The sequence below is a fragment of the Clostridium sp. Marseille-Q7071 genome (assembly GCF_965112025.1).
Genome location: NZ_CBCOPR010000001.1, coordinates 627,527 through 644,492 on the forward strand (window position 1 = coordinate 627,527; position 16,966 = coordinate 644,492).

A 16,966-nucleotide genomic window follows, 5' to 3' on the forward strand; every position below is an offset into this window, starting at 1 on the left:
AGTATTTTTAAATATATCAATGGAAATTATGATAAAAAATAAATTTACGAAAGAGAGGAATTAGAATGTCATCATTTGTAGTTTTAGGAGCCCAATGGGGAGATGAAGGTAAAGGTAAAATGACAGACTATCTTGCAGAAAAAGCAGATGTAGTTGTTAGATTTCAAGGAGGAAACAATGCAGGCCATACTGTTGAGGTAGGAGATAAGCAATATAAGCTTCATCTAATTCCTTCAGGAATATTATATAAAGAAAAATTAAATATAATTGCCAATGGAGTAGTTATAGATCCTGAAGCATTATTTAAAGAGATAGAATACTTAGAAGGACTAGGAGAGAACATAACTCCAAATAGATTAATAGTAAGTGATAGAGCACAAGTTATAATGCCATATCATAAGGTATTAGATAAATTAAAAGAAGAAGCTAGGGGCAAAAATGATATAGGGACTACTCGTAAGGGAATAGGACCTTGCTATAGTGATAAAGTTGATAGGAATGGAATAAGAGTTTGTGATCTTGTAAAGCCTGAAGTTTTAAGAACTAAATTAGAAGAATATTTACCGAATAAGAATAAAGCTATAACTAAGCTTTATGGTGGAGAAGCTTTAAAATTAGAAGAAGTTTATGCTAAATATTTAGATTATGGTAAAAGATTAAAACCCTATGTGCAAGATACATCAGTTAGAATATTTGATGCTATAAAAGAGAATAAAAAAGTTTTATTTGAAGGAGCTCAAGGTACATTACTTGATATAGATTTTGGTTCATATCCATATGTAACTTCATCGAATACCACTGCTGGAGGGGTATGTGTTGGTACAGGAATTGGACCAACAATGATAAATAGTGCAGTTGGTGTAGTTAAGGCATATACTACAAGAGTTGGCAAAGGACCATTTCCAACAGAATTAAATGATAAAGTTGGCGATTGGATAAGAGAAAAAGGTCATGAGTATGGGACAACAACAGGAAGAAGTAGAAGATGTGGCTGGTTAGACCTTGTAATATTAAAAACAGCAGCAAGAGTGTCAGGACTTACAAGCTTTGCAGTAACTAAAATAGACACATTAGCAGGACTTGAAAAATTAAAGATTTGTGTTGGATATAAATTTGAGGATAAAATTATAGACTATTTCCCAGCAAGCTTAGAAGATCTCGCTAAGTGTGAGCCAATATACGAAGAGTTTGATGGTTGGGATGATAGTATTGCAGATGCTAGAACTTACACAGAATTACCAGAGAATGCGAAAATATATTTAAAAAGAGTAGAAGAATTCACTGGTGTTAAAACATCAATAGTATCTGTAGGGCCAAGGAGAGATCAAACAATGATTATAGGTGAATTATAACAAAAAGCACATAATTTTCATGTGCTTTTTACTATTTTTTGAAAAGCTATATATTATTAATAAAAGTAAAAAATTATTATAATTTAATTCTAAAGATTATGTTATATTAAAATAATCTAATATTATTGTAATTTTATATTAATGGTATGTATTAAATAAAAGTTATAGAATAAATATGGACTTAAAGCGTAGGGTGTCTTAGAAAATAACTAGCTAGTATTCTAGCTTATTTTATTTTAGACATCTAGTTATAAATTTTAAGACAAATAGTTTTTTACAAAACAAAGAAATGGATGTGAGACAATATGTCAGATAAGGTAGTTGAGGTTAAAAATGTCTATAAGTCTTTTGGAAAGAAAAAAATAATTAAAGACCTTTCCTTTTCTGTTGATAGAGGCGAAATTTATGGATTTTTAGGACCTAATGGCTCAGGAAAAACAACAACAATCCGTATGATGGTTGGACTTATAGGGATAGATAAAGGTGATATCTTTATTGAAGGATATGATGTTAGAAAAGATAAAATTAAAGCCTTAGAGCATGTAGGTGCAATTATTGAAAACCCTGAATTATATAAATATATGAGTGGAATGCAAAACTTAATTCACTTTGCAAGAATGAGTAAAACTCCAGTGTCTCAAGAGAGAATAAATGAAATTGTTAAACTTGTTAAGTTAGAAGATGCAATAAATAAAAAAGTAAAAACTTATTCTTTAGGAATGAAGCAAAGATTAGGAGTAGCACAGGCGCTTTTACATAAACCATCAATTCTTATATTAGATGAACCAACTAATGGACTTGATCCTGAAGGAATACATGAGCTTCGTGAATATTTAAGATATTTAGCTAAAAAAGAAAATATATCTATAATAATTTCCAGTCACTTATTATCAGAAGTAGAACTTATTTGTGATAATATAATAGTTATTCAAGAAGGTAAATTAATAGGAGAACGTACTATTAAAAATGAAAATAATAGTTTAGAAGAAAAATTAGATGTAGAAATTGAAGTTGATAATATAGATTTAGCTAAAAAATTAATAAATTCTGTTGGTGTTGTAAAAGTAGAAAAAAATAGAATTATAATTAATTTAAGAAGAGATGAAATTCCATTAATTATAAATAGATTAATTGATGGTGGATTGAAAATTTACGAAGTGAAACAAATTACTCAATCCTTAGAAGAAGTATTCTTAAGTATGACTAAGGAGGGGAAATAGACTATGGGTTTTATTCAACTTATTAGAAATGAAATTATGAAGGTAAACACAAAACGAACAGCACCATATTTTTATATATTTATGAGTGTCATAGTTATAGCATCAGCAATTGTAATTAAATTTATAAGTCCTAGTAAGGGCATAAATATGGACTATATAAGTTTTATACAAATCTCAATTATGTGGGGTAGTTCTGTTATAGGTATGTTTGCGATGATATTAGGAGCACAAATATTTACCGATGAATGGAAGGACGGAACTATAAAGCAACTTTTAATACGTCCATGGAATAGAACTGCTATATTATTTTCAAAATATGTAACTGTAATATTATTCTTATTAATTAGTTATGTTGTTATATTTATTTCATCATCAATAGTAGGTATAGCTTTCTTTGGGACAAAAGCAGCAGGTGGATATACTTTGCCTATATTGATAAAGACAGTACTATATTCAATACCAAAAGATATATTTTATATAACTTTAGCCTTTAGTTTAGCTACAATCTTTAAAGGGATTGGAATAGCTCTAAGTACATCAATTATAGCAAGTTCAATAGGTGTGCCAATAATGATGTTAACTAAAAACTATTGGTGGTCTAAATACATTATATTTGGTCATTTAAATCTTGCAGCTTATGACTCAAATACGTTAATAAGTGGTGCTGGACTTCCTCCTATTGAAGGTTCAACTTTAGGTTTTTCATTAGCTATAATAATTGTATATGTAGCAGTATTATTAATTATAAGTAATTTAATCTTTATAAAAAAAGACGTTATTTAAATAGTAGAATAGCATCCTAAAATAGGATGTTATTTTATCATAAAAATTAATAGGTATATAAATTTTTATTTAAAATACAAAAGTGTAACAAAAGTTACACTTTTTTTTGAAGTTGTGTTGTATAATAAAGTTAATCAATAAGGATAAAAAAAACATATAAGAAGATAATAATAAGGTATCTAAAATAACTAGTTAAAGATGCCTAATATATAATTAATGGAAGAGGTGTTATTTATGAAAATTACTAAAGATATGACAATAGGTGAGGTTGTAAGACAACATGCAAATTCTGTAGATGTATTAATGAGCTTTGGAATGGGTTGTGTAGGATGTCCATCAGCACAAGCAGAAACTTTAGAAGAAGCAGCTATGGTTCATGGATTAGATTTAGAAAAATTATTAGAAGCTTTAAATAAGTAAATATAAGTAAGCTAGTCTATAAGACTAGCTTTTCTACTTTAAAAATTTATTTGTTTTATATAGTAATAATTATTAATCTCTAATTAAGCATAATGATTATTATTTATTATTATGATGTTCTGACATTTTGAGGCTTTTGACGGCCACTGAGGCAGAACTCCATGCCCATTGAAGATTAAAACCACCACAATCTCCATCTACATCTAATATCTCCCCAGCAAAATATAGATTAGGAACTATTTTTGATTGTAAGGTGTTCTCATCTACTTCTTTTGTATCTACACCGCCAGCTGTAACTTGTGCATTATCAAAGGAATTAGTACCACTTACTTTAAATGTCCATTCTTTTAATAAGGATAATAACATTTCTTTTTCTTCCCACTCTAGTGACCAACAAGGTTTATGTATATTATCAATATTAGCTTCTTTAAGTATTATGGGAATAATTTTCTTGTTAATTATACCTATAAGAGCATCATGTACAGATCTATATGAGTATGTTCCAAAATGATTTTCTAAAAAGCCCTTTAATTCATCTTTTGAAAAATTATTCATCATATCAATTTTTAAAGATACATATTTTCCTTTAGATAAATTATAAGAAGCAATTCTACTAAGTTGAAGAATAGGAGGACCAGAAATACCGTAATCTGTAAACAATACCTCTCCAAATTCACTTCTTCTTAATTTATCATTTACATATATATGTGCATTTCCATCAAATTTAACACCAGATAGTGCTTTTAACTTATTATGATTTAATTTAAGCTGCACAAGAGCTGGAATAGGATTTATTATATTATGTCCTAGCTTTTTAGCCAAGGTGAAACCAGAACCATCAGAACCGGTTTTAGGTGCACTTTTTCCTCCTGCACAAAGTAAAAGCTTGTTGCAAATAAAGTTTTTTTCATTATTACAATCTATAATGAATTTGTTCTTATAATTTATTTCTTTTACTTTATGATTTAAATAAATAGGAACTTCCCTTTCCTCTAGAGCAAATCTAAAGACATCCAGTACAGAAGAAGATTGTAAGGACATAGGATACATTTTGTCACTATCTAAGGTAACTAAATATAAACCAATTGAATTAAAAAATTCTACGGTATTTTTTAATGTAAAGTTTTCAAAGACCTTATTAAAAAAAGTTTTATTTTCACTATGGTACCTTAAAATATTTATATTTTTATTGGTTATATTACACCTTCCATTTCCTGTGGTAAGAATTTTCTTACCTATCCTATCATTACTTTCTAGTATAGCTACATCTATGCCTAGGTCTTTTGCCATAATAGCAGCCATAATTCCTGAAGCACCGCCACCAACTATAATAAGGTCATGTTTCAAAATAAAATCTCCTTTCTAAAAAGAAAAAATAATGTTAAACTTATTATAAGTATTACTAATAAAACCATCAAGTAATCATTAATAAATAATTTATGGCATATTAGTCATAAATTATTTAATCTAGAATAGAATATATATTGTGAAGAAATATATAAGTTTATTTTAAAATTCTATAATAAATTTCAAATTATGACTTTTTTCTTATAGAAAAGTGCCAGTAAAGTTGTTGATTTATCTAGGTTTATAATATGAAATGAGCTTTTATGATAAAAAGTGAAATTTTTTTTGAAAAATTGTTGACATTGTTAAGAATTTTAGGTATTATATTACTTGTCGGGTGTGCGTAAAGCGCCGACCTAACAAAAGTAAAATGACATATGGCTCCTTGGTCAAGCGGTTAAGACACCACCCTTTCACGGTGGTAACAGGGGTTCGATTCCCCTAGGAGTCACCATTAGTGGTCGCATAGCTCAGCTGGGAGAGCATCTGCCTTACAAGCAGAGGGTCACAGGTTCGATCCCTGTTGCGACCACCACATATGGCCCAGTGGCTCAGTTGGTTAGAGTGCCGGCCTGTCACGCCGGAGGTCGAGGGTTCGAGTCCCTTCTGGGTCGCCACATAAGCTGGCATGGCTCAACGGTAGAGCAGCTGACTTGTAATCAGCAGGTTGTAGGTTCGATTCCTATTGCCAGCTCCATTTTATAAAAAATAAAAAAGTCGTCATTGGCTCCTTGGTCAAGCGGTTAAGACACCACCCTTTCACGGTGGTAACAGGGGTTCGATTCCCCTAGGAGTCACCATTATGGTCGCATAGCTCAGCTGGGAGAGCATCTGCCTTACAAGCAGAGGGTCACAGGTTCGATCCCTGTTGCGACCACCATAATATGGCCCAGTGGCTCAGTTGGTTAGAGTGCCGGCCTGTCACGCCGGAGGTCGAGGGTTCGAGTCCCTTCTGGGTCGCCATAATTGCTGGCATGGCTCAACGGTAGAGCAGCTGACTTGTAATCAGCAGGTTGTAGGTTCGATTCCTATTGCCAGCTCCATGAAAAACTTGAATGGAAACATTCAAGTTTTTTCGTTATGAAGAAATACTATAAAAATAATTATTTATGATTCCTAAGAGTATTTAATATATCTATAGATAGGTACATAATCATTGAAAAACAAAAATTCACAATTGTCAAAATATATGTTAACATTAACTCAAGACGAAGTTGGTTATAGTCGTTTATCCTTTAATTAAAATTTTCCTTTTGTATTTAAAAGCTCAACTACATATAGTTGAGCTTTTAAACTGTAATCAAAAACAACTGGTAGAAGATCTAATATTAATAATTTTATTTTATAAAAAAGCAATAAAATTGGACAAGATAATGAATTGACTGCTTGAAAGATTTAATTAGAGTATTTTAAAGAATAGAATTATTAAAACTAAAAGATATTAAAGTTCAAGTGTTTATAAAGGCTATATAATATTTTACTCACATATTATATATTTGGAGGGTTTGTAATGAATAATTTACCAAAAAATTTTGAAGAGTTTAATGAAACAAGAAGAAACGGATTTATTAAAGTTAAAGAGTTAAAGGATAAAGGACAAAAGGTAGTAGGTACATTTTGTACTTTTGCACCAGTAGAGGCTATATATGCGGCAGGTGCATATCCAATAAGCCTTTGCGCTGTTAGTGAAGAAACTATTCCAGATGCAGAAAAACATTTACCTAAAAACTTATGTCCACTTATAAAAGCAAGCTATGGATTTGCATTAACAGACAAGTGTCCATATACATATTTTTCAGATTTAATAGTGGGAGAAACTACTTGTGATGGAAAAAAGAAAATGTATGAATATCTAGAAGAAATAAAACCACTACATGTTATGCAATTACCTCAAAATACTAATAGAGAACATGCTCTTAAAGTATGGAAAGAAGAAATCAAATATTTTATAGAAAAGCTTGAAAATCAATTTGATGTTAAAGTAACAGAAGAAGCACTTAAAGAAGCAATTAAAACTCGTAATGAAGAAAGAACTGTGTTAAAAGAGCTTTATTCATTGGGAAAATTAAATCCAGCACCAATAAGTGGATTACAACTTCATAAAATAATAGATGCAACTCACTATACTTTTGATAAAAAAGAACAAAATAGAATGTTAAAAGAAACAGTAGAAGATATAAAAGCTAATTATGATGCAAAAAAAGATACTTATAAAAATGGACCAAGAATATTAATTACTGGTTGTCCTATAGGTGGAGTAGCAGACAAAGTTTTAACTGCCATTGAAGAAAGTGGTGGAGTAGCAGTTTGTTTTGAGAACTGTTCTGGAATTAAAGAAAAAATTAGATTAGTTGATGAAACAAAAGATCCAATTGATGCATTAGCAGAAAAATATTTAAGTATTCCATGCTCAGTTATGGCACCAAATGATGGTAGATTAGATTTAATTAGCCAATTAGTTGACGAGTTCTCAGTTGATGGCGTTATAGATATAACATTACAAGCTTGTCATACTTATAATGTTGAGACCCATAGAATTAAGAAATTTGTAAATGAAGAAAAGAAAATACCATACATGAGTATAGAAACAGATTATTCTACATCAGATATTGGACAACTTAAAACTCGTATGGCTGCATTTATAGAAATGCTTTAAAAGGAGAAGATAAGTGTGTACTATATAGGAATAGACATAGGATCTACTGCTGCTAAAGTAGCTATATTTGAAGATGATAGTTTAAAAGACACTTTTGTTATGCCTACAGGATGGAGCAGTATTGAAACTTCAAAAACTATAGACGAAAAATTAAAGTCTATGTGTATATATGAAGAAAATAGAAAAGTAGTAGCAACTGGATATGGAAGAGTTTCTGTCCCTTATGCACATAAGTCAGTAACGGAAATAACCTGTCATGGTAAGGGAGCTTCATATCTTTTAGGGGAAGATTGTACTGTAATTGATATAGGTGGACAAGATACTAAAATCATAACTGTTAAAGATGATATGGTTACAAATTTTATAATGAATGATAAATGTTCTGCAGGTACAGGAAGATTTATTGAAATTATGTCTAATATATTATCAGTAGATATAGAAGAATTATGTAATTTAGCTTCCAAGGGAGGAAATACTACAATAAGTTCAATGTGTACTGTTTTTGCAGAGTCAGAAGTCATAAGTCTTATAGGAAGTGGGAAAAAAAGAGAAGATATAGCATTTGCAATTATTGACTCAGTAGTTACAAAGGTGTCTTCATTGTGTAAAAAACATGATGAAGGAGAAAAATATTTTTTAACTGGTGGTCTATGTGAATGTGACTATATTATAGAAAGTCTTAGTAGTAAATTAAATAGTGAAGTAAAATCAGATAAACTAGCTAGATATGCTGGCGCAATTGGTGCAGCAATATTAGCTAAAAAAATAAAAAAATAGTTAAGAGGCTGCCACTTTAGGCAGCCTCTTAACTATTTTTATTGGTATAGTATTATTTAAAACATATATAAAAGTTATACTAAAAAATGAAGTATGGATACAGTAGATGGAATATTAATAGCTTCTTGTACTACTATAATAATTAATGAATTAAGAAGAGATGAAGAAAATCTTGTAGAATAGAGAAAAGGTAACATAAAAATTTATGTTACCTTCTTTACTTTAGATTTTTTTAGTATTCTAATGTCATTTCCATAAAATTTAAAAAGACTAAAATTACCGAATAATCTCGAAGTAAATCTTTCAGAATAAACATCTGATAGTTCGCTTAATGCATAATTGGTGGAAATAAGCATTTTCTTTTGCTTTAAAAGCTTTGTATTAAGTAAATTAAAAAGTTCTTTTTTAGAGAAGTCTGAGATTTGCTCTGTGCCTAAGTCATCAATTATAAGCAAATCACAATTTATAAGACAATCTTCCATATTACTGTTGTTATTAAATTTAACTTCTTTTAAAGCAGAAATTAAATCATCAGAGGTTTTGTAAACTACAAAATATCCATTTTCAATAAGCTCTTTAGCAATACAATGAGATAAAAAAGTTTTCCCAGTTCCTGAATTACCGTAGAAAAGTAAATTATCTTCAACATCGTTAAAGCTTTTTATAAATTCTATAGCTCTTTCATAGTTACGTTCCATATTTATTCTAGAACTTACCTTTTCATTATTATTTAGCTTATTAGTAAAATAATTTATGTTAAAGTTATTAAAGTTATTTTTATTAAGTAAATGCTTTAAATCTGAGTTATTGTAATAAAGTTGAACTAAATATTGTTTATAGCAATTACACTTTTCTATATAGATATATCCTGTGTCCTTACATTTATTACATCTATACTTTAAAGTTAAGTAATTAACGTCATATCCATTAGAAGCCAATAGTTCACCTTTTTTCATTCTAAGATCTATAATTTTTTCTTTTATAGAGTCTATGAAGGTTTCTTTGTTATCCATAGATTTGATTGCTGCTAAGGATAATTTTAAAGAAAGTTTTTTAATTTCGTCCTCTATTTCTATAACCATAGGTAGTTTTTGCTCAATTTCTTCTTTTCTTAACTTTAAAGCATCTTCTTCAGATTTGCGAATATCTTCATAAAATTTCATTATTTCAGAATGATGTTGTTTAATCATTATTATCCCATCCTAGTAATTGTTTCTCTAATTCTTCAAAGTTATAGGATCTTTGTTCATAATTGTTGAAGGTGCCTTTATTTGATAAATTATTGTTAACTATAGGCTTATGAGTCAGTTTTTTTCTATCCTTCTTTTCGATATCTTCCAAAGTTGAAATTCCATCTCTAAACCAACTGTTTAATATTCCATCTATATATTTAAAGTCTGCTCTATTAAGTCTTTCAAAACAGATATCACAGGATTTATATATAATATCTAGAGGAAATTTATAAACTGTTAGCCATTTAGTAAGTATTTCTTCTTGAGGCTTCATAATATCTGGTGTATTAATACCTAAATATTTTAAAATTTTTCTTATATTAATCCATTTATCTTCATGCTTTGTGATGAAACTTTGAGCATCTTCAACAGTCTGAATTTTATCATCATGCCATGCCATAGCAATTTTTTCAAAGTATCTATAATCAACCTTACCTTTAGATACGCAGTATTGTATTAAAAGAAGTATCAATTCAGGTGAAAAGTTAAAATCCTTTTGCCATCCTAAATATATTTCAATCTCTTTAGGTGATAAGGTTCTTCCTATAAGTTTTTCTATATCTTGAAGCATATCCTTAATTGAATTGTTGTTTAATTCCTTAAGAATATCAATTTTTTTATTGCTATCTTCAAGGTTATTAATTAAATCTAAAAATTCTATAGTATAGTTACTCATATTATCTATAGCAGCCATCTTTATAACGCCTACTTCACTCCAATAATTCCACGCATTTAATACGTCAGTTTCTAACAGAGATAAAGTATTTGCAATTACTGCAGAGTTAGCGCCTAGCTCTCCACTTATACAATATTTAAGTCCTAGTAGATATACTTTTACATATTCTCCTCTAGCTGTAGCCATATATTTATCTATAAAGATATTGCTTACAGGCGTGTATCCAAAATCTTTATTCTTAAACATGAAAGTACTCATGTACCATCCCTCACTTTTAGTATAAAAATACCAACATAATTATTTGCATTGTTTTAAAATATTATTCATTTTATTATCGGCTTAATCAATTGACAATTGATAGAGAACGATTGTCAATTATGCAGATTTTAACATTATTTTAAAACAGCATATATTTTTTTCTCATACTTAGTATACCACATAGTTAAATTTAAATTATGAAAATTACCTAAATACTTATATTATATTATGTTTAAAAATTATCTATAGGGGAATATTATCCTATTAGAAAGGAGGTATAGCTTGAAAAAAATTAAAAAACATATTAAGGAGATTATAGTAGTTGCAGTCACTATAATTGCTGTAAGCTACATGTTACTTCTTAATAGTTTAGATTACAATGGGTATGTGGTATATAGTGAAGATAAAGCTGTGGCTTATGTAAAAGATAAATTTTGCATAAATGATGCTTATAATAGTTTAAAAGAAAAAGCAGCTTTTAAGGAAATTCAATTAGAAGAGTACTTTAGATTTGAAAAAGGTAAAATTAATATAGACAAATTTTTTACAGAAGAACAATTAAAAAATATGCTTTCAAACTACATAATTGTTGATGCCTATGCAATGAAATCCGATGAAAAACTGATTGGATTTGTAGAAAGTGATAAGGTAGGAGAAGATGCTTTAAAAAAGGTAAAAGACAAATATATAGATACAGCAAAGCTTGAAGATATAGAAAGTATAGATGCAAATAATAATATTTCTTATGAAAAAGTAAAATGTAATTTAAGTTCAGTAATGAATAGTGAACAGATAGCAAATAATATTATATACCATAATAATAACGAGGAAAAACTAATAACTTTTACCATAACTAAAATAGAAAAAGCAAAACCAGTTATTAATTTAGATTATGAAGATTCCTCAGTTGCATTTTTAGAAAAACAGCTTTATGTGCCTGCCAATGGGGTTATTACCTCATATTTTGGAGAACGATGGGGTACTATACATAAGGGATTAGATATTGCTGCAAATGAAAATACTCCAATAAAAGCTGCTTTTAATGGAAAGGTGACATTTTCAGGAGTTTTAAATGGCTATGGTAATGTAATTATTTTATTACATGATAATAATGTAGAAACCTTGTATGCACATTGCAATAAGCTTTATGCAAATGAGGGGGAGAGTATTTCCAAGGGACAACATATAGCGGATGTAGGAAATACAGGAAACAGTACAGGGCCTCATCTTCATTTTGAGATAAGGGTAAATGGAGAAGCTGTAGATCCATTAAAATATATAATGGAAAAATAATTTCAGATATCTGGAATAAAATAGCTAGTCAAAATGCCATGAATATTTTGTGTTATATCAAGGCAAAGATTCTAATGATAGTTGCACTTAAGCAAGTTATAACGGGGAGTATAACTCAAATAGACTAGCATATTGACTAGTTATTAAGAACACATATAAAATTTTACTCTACTATATATTATATAAAGCTATTTTAGCTATATTTATAGAGTGAGGTTTTATAATATGAATTATAGCTTAATAATTTTAATAGGAGAGATTTTCAATATTATATTATATGGAAGCATAGTAGCTATATGTACATCATTAATTTGTATAGCTTTACCTTTTAAACTGTTAAGAACATTAGCAGAATATATCTGTATAACGTTTTTAATATTATGGGTATTGGTCAGCATACTATGTATAGCCACATTAATATTTGAAGTTTTACCTATAAAATAATCTCCGTAACCTATGTTACGGTTATTTTTATGATAACGTGGTAATATATAAACAAATTTGGTAATACAGGAGGAATAAGTATGAGTGCATTTTTGGCTCCAATACATACATGGTTATTTAATAAAATTGTTTTATTTGAGGATATAGAAAAAGCTTTTATTAAAGCTTATATAGAAAAGTATGGTGAAAAAGCAGAAACTATAATAAATGAATCTAAAGTTTATGGTGAAATGATAGATACAGACAAACAATTAGAGGAGATTATAGATTTAACCAATATTCATGGATGGCTTCAAAATAAAATAGTTAATGCAGAAACCCGCCAAGCTTTCATAATAACTAAGCTTAAGGAAATTTATGGAAAAGAGGTTGAGGACATAGCAGCTAAGTTTTATAGAGACAATGGGGTTAAATGTGGACTTATGTCAAAGGAAAAAGAACATCCCAATAATGTAATAGATATATTCGATGCTATGAATAACTATTTATTAGAAGGTATGCCTTGTGATAGGGTACAATCCGTTGTAACTAAAGAAGATGATATTGTTGAGTGGTATAATTCAAGATGTATTCATAAAAGCAATTATGATAAGATAGGTGGAAATGTGGAAGTATTTTATAGACTAAGATTTCATTGGTTAGCTTCATTTGTAAAATATGTAAATAGTGCATATAAATTTGAATATGAGAATGATGTAAACAAAGTTATATATAAAATAGTAAAAGTTATGGATTAATCCATAACTTTTACTATTTTATTAATGTGTTTAGGATTTTTATAAATAGCTATGGACTTAGTTTCCATTGTAATATTTAGTAATAGGATTATATATACATAGAGTATGTAGACAAAAATCTTATAACCTTAGAATAAATAATAGGGTTTTATGGGGGGGATTTATAAAAAAGTTAAAATTAGGATTGAAATGTATACTTTTTAGGTATACAATAAAGTTATACGGTTTAAGTATACTTTTAGGTAATACATTTAAATAGATAATTTTCACAAATAAAAGATAACTGGATAAGTCGATAAAATCAATGCAGAATGATAGTTATGAACCGTGTTAATTAAAGGGGAGGTGCAGTTATGTTTTTTAAAACTACAGAAGATCATGAAAATTTGAGAATGAGAATCAGAAAGTTTGCTGAAGAGAAAATTAAGCCTATTGCATTTATGTTGGATGAGGAAAATAAGTTTCCTTCAGAAGAAATTAAAGAACTAGCTGATATGGGTATGATGGGGATTCCATATCCAAAAGAATATGGTGGAGCAGGGCTGGATGTAATCAGCTATGCAATTGCCGTTGAAGAATTATCAAGAGTGGATGGTGGTACAGGTGTAATTCTTTCTGCTCATACATCTTTAGGCGCATATCCAATTGCTGGTTATGGAACAGAAGAACAAAAACAAAAATATTTAGTTCCATTAGCAAAGGGAGAAAAAATTGGAGCATTTGGTTTAACTGAGGAGAATGCTGGAAGTGACGCCGGTGGTACTGAGACTACTGCTGTACTAGAAGGCGATTATTATATTTTAAATGGTGAAAAAATCTTCATTACTAATGGTGGTGAGGCTGATATTTATATTGTTTTTGCAGTTACTACACCAGATATAGGTACTCGTGGTATTAGTGCATTTATTGTGGAAAAAGGATGGGAAGGATTTACTTTTGGACAACATTACAACAAAATGGGTATTCGTTCTTCCGCAACTGCAGAACTTGTCTTCAATAATGTGAAAGTTCCTAAGGAAAATTTATTAGGTAAAGAGGGCGAAGGTTTTAAAATTGCCATGTTAACTTTAGATGGTGGACGTATTGGTATAGCGGCACAAGCTCTTGGTATAGCGCAAGGTGCTTATGAAAATGCGCTAGAATATTCAAAAGAAAGAGTTCAATTTGGTAAACCTATTTGCCAACAACAAGCTATTTCTTTTAAATTAGCTGATATGGCAACAAAGCTTAGAGCAGCTAGATTACTTATTTATAGTGCAGCAGAGTTAAAAGAAAATCATGAACATTATGGTATGGAAGCTGCTATGGCTAAACAATACGCTTCTGACGTTTGTCTTGAGATTGTAAATGATGCACTTCAAATCTTTGGTGGAAGTGGATATCTAAAAGGTATGGAAGTTGAACGTGCTTATAGAGATGCTAAAATTTGTACAATATATGAAGGAACTAATGAAATTCAACGTATAGTTATTGCTGCTAACATAATTGGTAAAATGCCAAAGACAGAAAGTACAGGCAAGGCTACTAAAAGGGGACCTGCTACAGGTTATCGTAAGAAAGTTATCTTCAAAGATGGAACTCCTAAAGAAAAAGTTGATGCACTTGTGGAAGCACTTAAAGCAGATGGATACGACTTTACAGTAGGAATTCCTATAGACACTCCTATAGCTAAAGCTGAAAGAGTGGTAAGTGTAGGTCAAGGTATAGGTGAAAGAAAAAATATGAAACTTATAGAAGACTTGGCAGTTCAAGCTGGTGCAGCTATAGGTTCATCACGTCCAGTAGCTGAAACACTTAAATATGTACCAATAAATCGTTATGTTGGTATGTCAGGTCAAAAATTCAAAGGAAATCTTTATATTGCTTGCGGTATTTCAGGTGCAGGTCAACACTTAAAGGGTATAAAAGATGCTTCTACTATTGTTGCTATAAATATTGATGCAAATGCTAAAATATTTAAAAACGCAGACTATGGTATTGTTGGGGATTTAATGGAGATACTACCAATACTTGCTGAAGCTTTAGATAATGGAGAACCGAAGAAAGAAGCTCCACAAATGAAGAAAATTAAGAGAGCTGTTCCAAAGAAAGTTGCTCCAAGCTGGAAATATCATGTATGTAACGGATGTGGTTATGAATACGATCCAGCTGTAGGTGATTCAGAAGGAGAAATAAACCCAGGTACACTTTTCGAGAAATTACCTGAAGAATGGACCTGCCCTGCTTGTGGTGAAGAGAAAGATATGTTTATAGAAGTTTAGTTTCTATAATAATTAAGCATAATAAAAGGTTTCTAGGTAAGGAGGATTTAATCTATGTATTGTGTTAGAAATATAACTGAGGATCTTTATTGGGTTGGAGGCAATGACCGTCGTCTTGCTCTTTTCGAAAATATTCACCCTATTCAAAAAGGGGTTTCATATAACTCTTATTTACTTTTAGATGAGAAAACAGTGCTATTTGATACAGTTGACTGGTCAATTTGCCGTCAATTACTTGAAAATGTTAAAGGGCTTCTTGGGGAGAGAACTTTAGATTATATGATAATAAATCATATGGAGCCAGATCATGCTGCTTGCATTGAAGAAATTATTCTTCGTTATCCAGATGTACAAATTGTATGTACTGAAAAAGCTTCTTTATTTATGCGTCAATTTGGTTTCCAAGTTGATGGAAAATTGATAGAAGTCAAAGAAGGAGATACTATGTCATTTGGAAAACATAATGTTGTATTTGTGTCTGCTCCAATGATACACTGGCCAGAGGCTATGGTAACATATGATACTACTAACGGCGTATTATTCTCAGCTGATGCTTTTGGTTCTTTTGGAGCATTAGATGGCAAATTATTTAATGATGAAGTAAACTTTGATCGTGATTGGATTGATGATGCAAGAAGATACTATACAAATATCGTAGGTAAATACGGTCCTCATGTTCAAGCTCTTTTAAAGAAAGCAAGTACTATAGATATAAAAATTATATGTCCATTACATGGACCAGTATGGCGTAATGATTTTGAATATTTACTAGGTAAATATGATAAATGGAGTCGTTATGAACCTGAGGAAAAGGGTGTAATGATTGTTTACGGAACAATGTACGGAAATACAGAGGCAGCTGCTAATGACTTAGCAACAAGATTAGTGAAAAAAGGAATAACTAATGTAGCTATGTATGATGTTTCAAAAACTCATGTTTCTTATTTGATTTCTGAAACATTTAAATATAGTCACGTAGTCCTTGCTTCAGTAACTTATAACTTAAATATTTATCCACCAATGCTAAATTATATAATGGACATGAAGGCATTAAATCTTCAAAAACGTACATTTGCTCTTATTGAAAATGGTTCATGGGCACCTCAATCTGGAAAGTTAATGCGTGAACTTTTAGATGAGATGAAAGAAATGACTATTTTAGATAGTGATATGACAGTAAACTCTAGCATGAAAGAAGATGACGGAGATTCAATGGATGCCATTGTTGATAGCATTATCGAATCAATGAAATAATTTTTAAAAATATAAATTTAGGATCAACTTATGAGTTAAACTCATAAGTTGATCTTTTTATATCATTATATATTATAAAATTAATTATAATAACTATTAAAGAATTTAACAGAACTTTTAAAATTTATATGATAAAATTATCTAAAAAACTAATTATTATCTTGATAGAGCATTGCAAAAGTGTTATTCTTGTTCAATATAAAAATTATTTTTAAATAATCATACATATATCTTAAATCCTGAAGTAGCAAGATTT

Annotated in this window: 14 protein-coding genes and 8 tRNA genes; 19 read left to right on the forward strand and 3 right to left on the reverse strand. The window is 29.8% G+C overall.

All coding sequences use genetic code 11. The features are described from left to right. The first annotated feature begins 65 nt into the window (after nucleotides 1-65). The 4 genes from ACWPW7_RS02905 to ACWPW7_RS02920 all read left to right on the forward strand — a co-directional run bounded on the left by ACWPW7_RS02905 (nucleotide 66) and on the right by ACWPW7_RS02920 (nucleotide 3,775). Nucleotides 66-1,352, forward strand: a complete 1,287-nt coding sequence (locus tag ACWPW7_RS02905; protein WP_454052280.1) for an adenylosuccinate synthase — start codon at nucleotides 66-68, stop codon at nucleotides 1,350-1,352. Nucleotides 1,353-1,657: 305 nt separating this feature from the next. After that, nucleotides 1,658-2,572: an ABC transporter ATP-binding protein gene (locus ACWPW7_RS02910; RefSeq protein WP_454052281.1), complete on the forward strand. Its 915-nt coding sequence runs from the start codon at nucleotides 1,658-1,660 to the stop codon at nucleotides 2,570-2,572. 3 nt (nucleotides 2,573-2,575) lie between these two features. Beyond that, the gene (locus ACWPW7_RS02915) at nucleotides 2,576-3,355 is read left to right on the forward strand and encodes an ABC transporter permease (RefSeq protein ID WP_454052282.1); all 780 of its coding nucleotides are present in this window, start codon (nucleotides 2,576-2,578) and stop codon (nucleotides 3,353-3,355) included. Nucleotides 3,356-3,589: 234 nt separating this feature from the next. Next, nucleotides 3,590-3,775 (forward strand): DUF1858 domain-containing protein, encoded by a 186-nt coding sequence (locus ACWPW7_RS02920; protein ID WP_454052283.1) that lies wholly within the window; start codon nucleotides 3,590-3,592, stop codon nucleotides 3,773-3,775. A 99-nt stretch (nucleotides 3,776-3,874) separates the two neighbouring features. Here the strand turns inward: ACWPW7_RS02920 and ACWPW7_RS02925 are convergent, their stop codons facing one another. Next, nucleotides 3,875-5,122, reverse strand: a complete 1,248-nt coding sequence (locus tag ACWPW7_RS02925) for an NAD(P)/FAD-dependent oxidoreductase (protein ID WP_454052284.1) — start codon at nucleotides 5,120-5,122, stop codon at nucleotides 3,875-3,877. A gap of 379 nt (nucleotides 5,123-5,501) precedes the next feature. Here ACWPW7_RS02925 and ACWPW7_RS02930 point away from each other — a divergent pair. From ACWPW7_RS02930 to ACWPW7_RS02975, 10 genes are all read left to right on the forward strand, one after another. Then, nucleotides 5,502-5,576 (forward strand) — tRNA-Glu (locus tag ACWPW7_RS02930). Between the two features lie 5 nt (nucleotides 5,577-5,581). Continuing rightward, nucleotides 5,582-5,657 (forward strand) — tRNA-Val (locus ACWPW7_RS02935). A gap of 5 nt (nucleotides 5,658-5,662) precedes the next feature. Continuing rightward, nucleotides 5,663-5,739 (forward strand) — tRNA-Asp (locus tag ACWPW7_RS02940). Nucleotides 5,740-5,744: 5 nt separating this feature from the next. Then, nucleotides 5,745-5,819 (forward strand) — tRNA-Thr (locus ACWPW7_RS02945). Between the two features lie 28 nt (nucleotides 5,820-5,847). Next, nucleotides 5,848-5,922, forward strand: a tRNA-Glu gene (locus ACWPW7_RS02950). A 4-nt stretch (nucleotides 5,923-5,926) separates the two neighbouring features. Further along, nucleotides 5,927-6,002: transfer RNA gene (locus ACWPW7_RS02955), tRNA-Val, on the forward strand. A gap of 6 nt (nucleotides 6,003-6,008) precedes the next feature. Next, nucleotides 6,009-6,085, forward strand: a tRNA-Asp gene (locus ACWPW7_RS02960). Nucleotides 6,086-6,090: 5 nt separating this feature from the next. Beyond that, nucleotides 6,091-6,165, forward strand: a tRNA-Thr gene (locus ACWPW7_RS02965). 467 nt (nucleotides 6,166-6,632) lie between these two features. Continuing rightward, complete coding sequence (locus tag ACWPW7_RS02970) at nucleotides 6,633-7,778, forward strand: double-cubane-cluster-containing anaerobic reductase (RefSeq protein ID WP_454052285.1); 1,146 nt, start codon at nucleotides 6,633-6,635, stop codon at nucleotides 7,776-7,778. A 15-nt stretch (nucleotides 7,779-7,793) separates the two neighbouring features. Further along, nucleotides 7,794-8,555, forward strand: a complete 762-nt coding sequence (locus ACWPW7_RS02975; protein WP_454052286.1) for an acyl-CoA dehydratase activase — start codon at nucleotides 7,794-7,796, stop codon at nucleotides 8,553-8,555. Nucleotides 8,556-8,758: 203 nt separating this feature from the next. On the opposite strand, the gene ACWPW7_RS02980 is transcribed toward ACWPW7_RS02975, so the two are convergent. Both ACWPW7_RS02980 and ACWPW7_RS02985 read right to left on the reverse strand, forming a co-directional pair. Beyond that, a complete protein-coding gene (locus ACWPW7_RS02980) occupies nucleotides 8,759-9,745 on the reverse strand; it encodes an ATP-binding protein (protein WP_454052287.1) in 987 nt (328 codons plus the stop codon). Then, a complete protein-coding gene (locus ACWPW7_RS02985) occupies nucleotides 9,738-10,721 on the reverse strand; it encodes a DnaD domain protein (RefSeq protein ID WP_454052288.1) in 984 nt (327 codons plus the stop codon). Before ACWPW7_RS02985 ends, ACWPW7_RS02980 begins: the two co-directional genes overlap by 8 nt. Before the next feature lie 282 nt (nucleotides 10,722-11,003). Here ACWPW7_RS02985 and ACWPW7_RS02990 point away from each other — a divergent pair, with 282 nt between their 5' ends. From ACWPW7_RS02990 to ACWPW7_RS03010, 5 genes are all read left to right on the forward strand, one after another. Further along, the gene (locus tag ACWPW7_RS02990; protein WP_454052289.1) at nucleotides 11,004-12,014 is read left to right on the forward strand and encodes a M23 family metallopeptidase; all 1,011 of its coding nucleotides are present in this window, start codon (nucleotides 11,004-11,006) and stop codon (nucleotides 12,012-12,014) included. Between the two features lie 225 nt (nucleotides 12,015-12,239). After that, the gene (locus tag ACWPW7_RS02995; protein WP_454052290.1) at nucleotides 12,240-12,458 is read left to right on the forward strand and encodes a hypothetical protein; all 219 of its coding nucleotides are present in this window, start codon (nucleotides 12,240-12,242) and stop codon (nucleotides 12,456-12,458) included. Nucleotides 12,459-12,538: 80 nt separating this feature from the next. Further along, nucleotides 12,539-13,195, forward strand: coding sequence for a hypothetical protein (locus ACWPW7_RS03000; protein WP_454052291.1), 657 nt, complete (start codon nucleotides 12,539-12,541; stop codon nucleotides 13,193-13,195). A 353-nt stretch (nucleotides 13,196-13,548) separates the two neighbouring features. Next, the gene (locus tag ACWPW7_RS03005) at nucleotides 13,549-15,456 is read left to right on the forward strand and encodes an acyl-CoA dehydrogenase family protein (protein WP_454052292.1); all 1,908 of its coding nucleotides are present in this window, start codon (nucleotides 13,549-13,551) and stop codon (nucleotides 15,454-15,456) included. A 54-nt stretch (nucleotides 15,457-15,510) separates the two neighbouring features. Further along, a complete protein-coding gene (locus ACWPW7_RS03010) occupies nucleotides 15,511-16,710 on the forward strand; it encodes an FprA family A-type flavoprotein (RefSeq protein WP_454052293.1) in 1,200 nt (399 codons plus the stop codon). Nucleotides 16,711-16,966 lie beyond the last annotated feature (256 nt).

Coding starts and splice junctions, on each gene's coding strand:
- ACWPW7_RS02905 (WP_454052280.1), top strand. CDS start 66: ATGTCATCATTTGTAGTTTTAGGAGCCCAATGGGGAGATGAAGGTAAA.
- ACWPW7_RS02910 (WP_454052281.1), top strand. CDS start 1,658: ATGTCAGATAAGGTAGTTGAGGTTAAAAATGTCTATAAGTCTTTTGGA.
- ACWPW7_RS02915 (WP_454052282.1), top strand. CDS start 2,576: ATGGGTTTTATTCAACTTATTAGAAATGAAATTATGAAGGTAAACACA.
- ACWPW7_RS02920 (WP_454052283.1), top strand. CDS start 3,590: ATGAAAATTACTAAAGATATGACAATAGGTGAGGTTGTAAGACAACAT.
- ACWPW7_RS02970 (WP_454052285.1), top strand. CDS start 6,633: ATGAATAATTTACCAAAAAATTTTGAAGAGTTTAATGAAACAAGAAGA.
- ACWPW7_RS02980 (WP_454052287.1), bottom strand. CDS start 9,745: ATGATTAAACAACATCATTCTGAAATAATGAAATTTTATGAAGATATT.
- ACWPW7_RS02985 (WP_454052288.1), bottom strand. CDS start 10,721: ATGAGTACTTTCATGTTTAAGAATAAAGATTTTGGATACACGCCTGTA.
- ACWPW7_RS02995 (WP_454052290.1), top strand. CDS start 12,240: ATGAATTATAGCTTAATAATTTTAATAGGAGAGATTTTCAATATTATA.
- ACWPW7_RS03000 (WP_454052291.1), top strand. CDS start 12,539: ATGAGTGCATTTTTGGCTCCAATACATACATGGTTATTTAATAAAATT.
- ACWPW7_RS03005 (WP_454052292.1), top strand. CDS start 13,549: ATGTTTTTTAAAACTACAGAAGATCATGAAAATTTGAGAATGAGAATC.
- ACWPW7_RS03010 (WP_454052293.1), top strand. CDS start 15,511: ATGTATTGTGTTAGAAATATAACTGAGGATCTTTATTGGGTTGGAGGC.